At 35.5% G+C, this 6301-nt stretch carries 9 protein-coding genes; 8 read left to right on the top strand and 1 reads right to left on the bottom strand.

What is annotated here, in order from left to right; translation table 11 throughout:
- Positions 1 to 188 (bottom strand): helix-turn-helix domain-containing protein (locus HBB17_RS03260; RefSeq protein WP_167955719.1); only part of this gene is annotated, 188 nt, incomplete at its 3' end.
- A 294-nt stretch (positions 189 to 482) separates the two neighbouring features.
- Between HBB17_RS03260 and HBB17_RS03255 the strand changes: the two genes are divergently transcribed.
- From HBB17_RS03255 to HBB17_RS03220, 8 genes are all read left to right on the top strand, one after another.
- The gene (locus HBB17_RS03255; protein WP_167955718.1) at positions 483 to 641 is read left to right on the top strand and encodes a polymorphic toxin type 35 domain-containing protein; all 159 of its coding nucleotides are present in this window, start codon (positions 483 to 485) and stop codon (positions 639 to 641) included.
- 17 nt (positions 642 to 658) lie between these two features.
- The gene (locus HBB17_RS03250) at positions 659 to 1075 is read left to right on the top strand and encodes a hypothetical protein (RefSeq protein ID WP_167955716.1); all 417 of its coding nucleotides are present in this window, start codon (positions 659 to 661) and stop codon (positions 1073 to 1075) included.
- 637 nt (positions 1076 to 1712) lie between these two features.
- A complete protein-coding gene (locus tag HBB17_RS03245; RefSeq protein ID WP_167955714.1) occupies positions 1713 to 2039 on the top strand; it encodes a WXG100 family type VII secretion target in 327 nt (108 codons plus the stop codon).
- A gap of 15 nt (positions 2040 to 2054) precedes the next feature.
- Complete coding sequence (locus HBB17_RS03240) at positions 2055 to 2477, top strand: hypothetical protein (protein ID WP_167955712.1); 423 nt, start codon at positions 2055 to 2057, stop codon at positions 2475 to 2477.
- A gap of 56 nt (positions 2478 to 2533) precedes the next feature.
- Positions 2534 to 4054, top strand: a complete 1521-nt coding sequence (locus HBB17_RS03235) for a hypothetical protein (protein ID WP_167955710.1) — start codon at positions 2534 to 2536, stop codon at positions 4052 to 4054.
- A 30-nt stretch (positions 4055 to 4084) separates the two neighbouring features.
- Entirely contained in the window at positions 4085 to 4747 is a 663-nt protein-coding gene (locus tag HBB17_RS03230; protein ID WP_167955708.1) for a hypothetical protein, read from the top strand.
- A 34-nt stretch (positions 4748 to 4781) separates the two neighbouring features.
- Positions 4782 to 4997, top strand: coding sequence for a hypothetical protein (locus HBB17_RS03225; RefSeq protein WP_167955706.1), 216 nt, complete (start codon positions 4782 to 4784; stop codon positions 4995 to 4997).
- The gene (locus tag HBB17_RS03220) at positions 4988 to 6301 is read left to right on the top strand and encodes a tetratricopeptide repeat protein (RefSeq protein WP_167955704.1); all 1314 of its coding nucleotides are present in this window, start codon (positions 4988 to 4990) and stop codon (positions 6299 to 6301) included. Before HBB17_RS03225 ends, HBB17_RS03220 begins: the two co-directional genes overlap by 10 nt.

Here is a 6301-nt window from a genome sequence, read left to right as displayed (position 1 = left end):
AAAGAATAAGCTTTATTTTGTCTAGAACGCAATAATCCATTATCACCTTCTGCTTGGTAGCTTTTAACCCAGTTATCAATAGATGTTTTGTGCGTTATTTCGTATTTTTTTGCTAGTGAGTATGCACCTTCTCCAGATAGATACGAAGTAACAACCTTTTTCTTTAATTCATAACTATATTTTGCCATAAAAATACCGATCTCCAATCATTAGATTTTTTAGGTCTAACTTTTGGGGGTCGGTACAGAATGACACACAGAGATTAATAATAGCTTTTTGTCATTTACCTAAAGGGGAAAGGACACCTTATTGCGAAATTCGCCCCTAGGTATACGAAAGAAATTGTCCGACATTTTCTTATGGTGGTTCTGCGAAGACTGGATTTCATCGGATTTTCCAAGATGGAAAAAATCAATCTTCCACAGAACTAATGTTTACCTGATTGTATACAAATCCAGTGATATAGCCACTTTAAGTGCCAAATGAGAAAATATGAAGTGAAAATGGATACTGGGATGGAAGGACCATATAAATCAGTTTTTTCAAAAAAAGCTATGATTAATGGATATGAAGTAGAAGTTACATATGCTAAATTAAGTGATGGCACTATAAAAATTTCAGATGCATGGGTAAATCATTAAAGAAGGAGCAAGCTATTATGGAAGAATTAAAAAGAAACTTATTTCAAGGAAAATATGAAGTTATAGAAGAATTATGTAAAAGTATGGATAAGGATAGTATAAGAGATATGATGATGACTATTGCTTATGATACAGAGAATATAAGTGTATATTGTTTTGTGCAGTATATGATAAATAAAACTCAAAAAGCAGGCTGGATAGAATTAGCAATAGACATAATGCTTAATCCATTATGTTTTATAGAAGGAGCATATTCAATTGCACTATTTCATGCTAGAGAATTAATTCTTCTTGAAAAAAGTATTAAAAACTTAGAAAGAATTTTATTTTTTTACAATAAACCTGAAAAATTAGTGGATGAAGTAGAAGCAAGATACATAGAAAAGGAAATTTTAAAAGAAGAACCTAATAATGAAGTGGCACTTAGTATATAGTTGTCTATATTTAATATGGTTATACTTTCGGTGCGCCCAGCAAAAGGCGCACCGTCTAGCGGGTGGAAATCCCGTCTGATAAGATGCTAACACATCATTAGTAGCAATCCTGGGTTTGTGGCAGTACTGTCATATTCTAAGCGTGGAAAGTTAGGTAGTAGGGCGAACGATAGAGCACCGAATTAACCAAGTCTGGTAGGTCAACACTGTCTAAAGAGTGGAAGACAATATGTGTGACAAGCGAGCAAAGCAAGGAAAATAAAATCCTTTTATCGAGTAAAAAATACAATCTATCAATATATCTTTTCAAAATAGAAAATGTATATTGATAGATTGTATTTTTATTTAATTAAAACTTTGTCGTTTTTACATACCACCAACTCCAAACCAAGGAGAATCTACTCTCAAAGAAATGAAGGAAGTCACAAAGCCGCATTACAACTAATAGAATTAGATAATACTATTCTAAAAAATTAATATGTAAAATAAAGGGAAAAAGATGTCATCTGTCAGGATTTGATGTCATCTGTCAGGATTTTAACATTTTTGGAAAGAATTATGGTATGATACAGAAACGATTGGGAAGGTTCGGTCTAGATTAAAAAGCAATGTAAGAAATGAGAACGGAGGGGCTAGGTTGTCTACAGAAAATCAATCGATAAAAGGAGTAAAGACGTTAGACACAAGTGGATTTGAAGCAGCTTGCAAAAAATTCGAACAAGCGGGCAAGGACTTTACGACCTATATCAAACAAATTGAAACAACATCAACAACATTATTGGATACTTGGGAAGGAAAAGGACGAAAGGAATTCGAATACCAGTATAAGTTATTAAAGGGGAAGTTTGAAGATATCTCAGATGACCTATATGAAATCTATAGTTCCTTACAGGAAGCAGAGGTTACGTATGTAGAAGCAGATGAAGAGGTATCAAAAGCAATTAAGTATTCCGTAGAGAGTTAGGAAAGGAGTATCGTGATGTCTGCATTATCGAGTTTAAAAGAACAACTTCGTGAGAAGCAGGAGGAACTCAAAACTTATGAAAAACGATATAAACAGTTAGGAGATATTATATCAAATCTAGATAGCAAATTCGTTGATGATATTGATGACGTTAATACATACATAGATAAGCTAATTGAAAAAAGTGAAGATGGTTTTGTGGACCATGTACATATACAAACGGTGAATGGCCAAATTGAGGCGAACAAGGAAAAAAGTATAGGGGAAGATGGGGATTTATCAGCGGCGAGATCCAATCTTGTGTTAGATAAATCCGCTGCCAACGATAAAATCAATACGATAAAAGCAGAGATCTCATCCTTGGAACGTCAAATCGAAGAAGAGGAAGAGAGAGAAAGAAAAGAAGAGGAAGAAAAAAAGAAGGGAACACCGAAATAGAATACCGAATGTAGGTATAAGAGTTTGTGGGAGAGTAAATTACAAAGGAGGTCTATATGGGAACGATTGTACTTAATTATGATCATATATATAAAGCTGCAAAACATGCAAAAAATGTGGCGGAATCTGCAGACGATTATGTAAGCGCATTGCAAAAGAAGATTATTAATAAGATTGATGATTTGAAGGGGAGTAATACAACATATACAAGTAATACCATTGGTAATGTCAATGATAAGATTACGAAGTTGCAGAAGAAAAGTACCATTTACACGGATTATGCAGCGAAACTGGAAAAGTTCGTAGATGATGATACCGTAGGTGCAAAAGCGATCGATAAAAAAGTTGCTGATTTATTCAAGAAGGATGCAGAAGAATTCCGGAGTAACAACAATATGAAGATAAATCCTGTTACACAGTTTTTTACCTATCTGTCATGTGGCTTTTCTAACTCCGGAGACTTAGCACGTACAATCAGTAATGGATTCTCTCATGCGGGAAACTGGGTTGATAATACCTGGGACAGCGTTAAGGATTGGTATCGTTATGAGGGTGGAAAGTATTGGACGAATATAGGAAAGGCGATTGTATGTATCGGAATCGCAGTTGCTGTAATTGCCGTAACAGTTCTAACCGGGGGAGTGGGACTTGTAGCAATCTGTGCAATAATAGGATCAAGCATTGCAATCATAGATGGTCTGGTAACCTGCTGTGAGAATGGGAAGGCAATCGCGTGTGAAAGCTCCGACCCGGCATACGCATTGAAGCTATCCAAGGTAACAAAGTTTACAACTTTACTTAGAAAGACGGATACAGGAAGTAAAACAGGAAATACGGCATTAAGTGTCTTGGCAGGAGGAATCGATATTGTTGAAGCAGGATGTGCGGTTGTCACGATTGTATCTAGTGTAGCGGAATTAGGCAAGAGATTACCAGCTATTAAGAACTTAGTTGGAAATGAAAGCAAAGGACTGTTAAAAGTGTTTTTAGATAAGTCTGCAAGAAATGTAAAAGGAGATGCAGTTGTAACATTTAAGAGCTTCCGAGATGGATTGAAGACATTAGTAACCAATCCTAATGTAAGATGCCAGATTGCATCAAAGTTTAAAGCGGATGTGAATTTTCATTTTAACCCTGCAACGATCAAGGATACGATCCGTTATGAATGGAAATTTAATATCAAACAGACAGCAACAAGTTTGGCAACATCAGCGGACGCGAGAAGCCGTTATGCTGGTTTACTAAAAGTTGAAGTAGGAAAGAATGCGACGAAAGTATGGAGTGATACAGTAGGGAAAATGAGTAGCGCCAATACCATAGATAATGTTAAGGGTATGAAGAACATTTTAAAATTGACGAGCACTGGTTTGACGAATTTTAGTACAAGTGCTTCATCTGGAGATATTAACATCGTATCCATGTCAGATATCACAGGAAGGATCAAGGAAATCTACAAATCCATGGATTCCAAGGCCAATAATTTTAGTGAAGGAATGGATAATATTAAAAGCATTAAGGAGAGTATAGGAAGTATATCCGAACATTTAGGCAATATAAAACCGGTTACAACATTCTGATCAAGTTTAATTTGATAAGGAGGATTTGGAATGAGGCAATATGAGACGGACAGAAAAAGGTTGAAATATCTGCGCAAGACGATATACAAAGTACATCCAAGATGGAAGAGTAGCAGATTTGCAAGATTTATGCTGCTTGCTGCGTGTATTAGTTGTACAATCTTTTCGATTTATTGGATTAATAAAATGACAAATACAGAGCTTACAAGGGAAAACTATTATGGTTATGAGCAAGTTGGTGATACATTCATAGTGGCAGGTGGCTGTTGCTTTCTATTGTTTCTCGCCTATGTTATAAGTACCTATGTACGTAAGGGAAGGTGTTTAGGAGCATTACAATTAAAAATAGACGAAGTATTGCTACTAACGGATACTGAATTACAAAATGTTTACGGTATGCGAAACACAAGTAGTAGGATGAAAACAGAGATCAGCTTCGAATATAACGACATAACAAGGATTATCTGGAACGAATGCCAGCAAAGATTTGAAGTGTATGGAATATCAGTAAAGACACAGTACGTAGATTATATATCAGGTAAAGTCGATCATCAAAGTAAGAATACAGGTAACTTAGAGGAACCCTATCATATTTACTGGGTATATCCAGTGGAATATCTTGAGGAATTCAAGTCAGAGATCGTAAAAGCCACAGATTTACAAATTGAATGGAAAACGATAGCGTCTGAATAGGAGCAGTAGTTTTCTATTGGATAAAGGAGATACCATGGGATTATTTAGACGGAAAAAAAGAGAGATGATTGATTGTGTAGAAGAATGCGAGGAGATTGAGAGAAGAGGCTGTGATGAATGCTTGAATCAGCTAAAGTGTGATCAGGTGTATAAGAATACAGACCATGTGGAGTGTTGGCAATGCAGATATAAGGATTCTACACAGAATAAATGTACATTACGATATAAGGAGGTTTCATCATGTCAGTAAAGAACAAGATAATAATGGAGGATTCACAAGAATACATACAACAGGCAAAACTATTGCTTGGACAAAGATTATATCAGGAAGCATTACTTTATCTTGATAAGGCAAAACAGATCGATCAAATGGAAACAGAGATCTATATTACAGAGGGAATTATATATGCCAATCTAGAAGAGTATACTCGAGCCCAAAAGAGTTTTGAAAAAGCCAAGATACTCGATCGAGAAAATCCCAATATTTATTATCATCTCGGGAATGTAGCGTTTGTATTAGATAACTTTATGGAAGGGGTTAAGAACTATAATAAAGCCATCTCGCTAGGATATGCAGATAGCCGGATCTATTATAATTTAGCCCTGGTATATGAACAGCATGGAAATGTTGATATGGCAATTCGTAACTATTCTAAAGCCATTTATCAGGATCCAATTGAACCAAGTTATCGTGTACGAAAAGCATCTTTATATCTACAAATAGGAGAGTTCGAAGAAGCATTACAAGCCAGCAAGGAATTAATACTTAATTGTCCAGATCAGTTCGAGGGCTATCATATGACTGCAGGAGCGTATATATTGTTAAATCGGTATGACGAGGCAGAAGAGGTTCTTGATAAAGCAGAAATTCTGTTTCCTAGTGATACAGAGATTATGTTTGATCGTATACGACTTCTTGCAGTACGTCAAAAATCAAGTGAAGCGATTACATATATAGAAAAATTAGAAGGTATGACAACTTCCGATGAAGATATGAGAAATCTAATGGTAGAAAAGGCAAAGTTGTATATGCAACAGGAAAAATTAGAGCAAGCAGCCAAGCTATTAGAAGATGCAATTCTATATGAACAGGTAGAACAGATTGATACGGAAAGCCACTACTATCTATTGAACATCTACATGATTTTAGGAGAATATGCAAAACTGTTAAGTCATGCGGAACTTCTTACAAAAGTTGAACCAGCAGATAATTTTAGTACCGCCGGTTGGTATTATCAGGCAGTTGCAGTAAAGAAGATGGGAATGGGTTATAAAAAGGAGTACTTGGAGGCAATCTCGTACTATAGAAAGAGAACATTTGAAGATTCAACGAATTTTGATTGTTATCTGTTTCGCTGTATGTGTTTAAAAGATATCGAAGAATATGATAAGGCACTGGAATTAGTAGACTATGTTATGTTGATCTATAAGAATAGTGCGGATTTACATTTAATTCGGAGCCATATCTTACGTGCTAAAGGAGAAGACAAGAAAGCAGAGGAAGAAATTGCTATTGCGAAAACAATGAATCCTACGATGTATATTCCCCAATAG

Source organism: Anaerosporobacter faecicola, from assembly GCF_012070565.1.
Lineage (GTDB): Bacteria > Bacillota > Clostridia > Lachnospirales > Lachnospiraceae > Anaerosporobacter > Anaerosporobacter faecicola.
The sequence above is the reverse complement of the archived record's forward strand: the minus strand, read 5'-3'. Positions and strand labels throughout refer to the sequence as shown.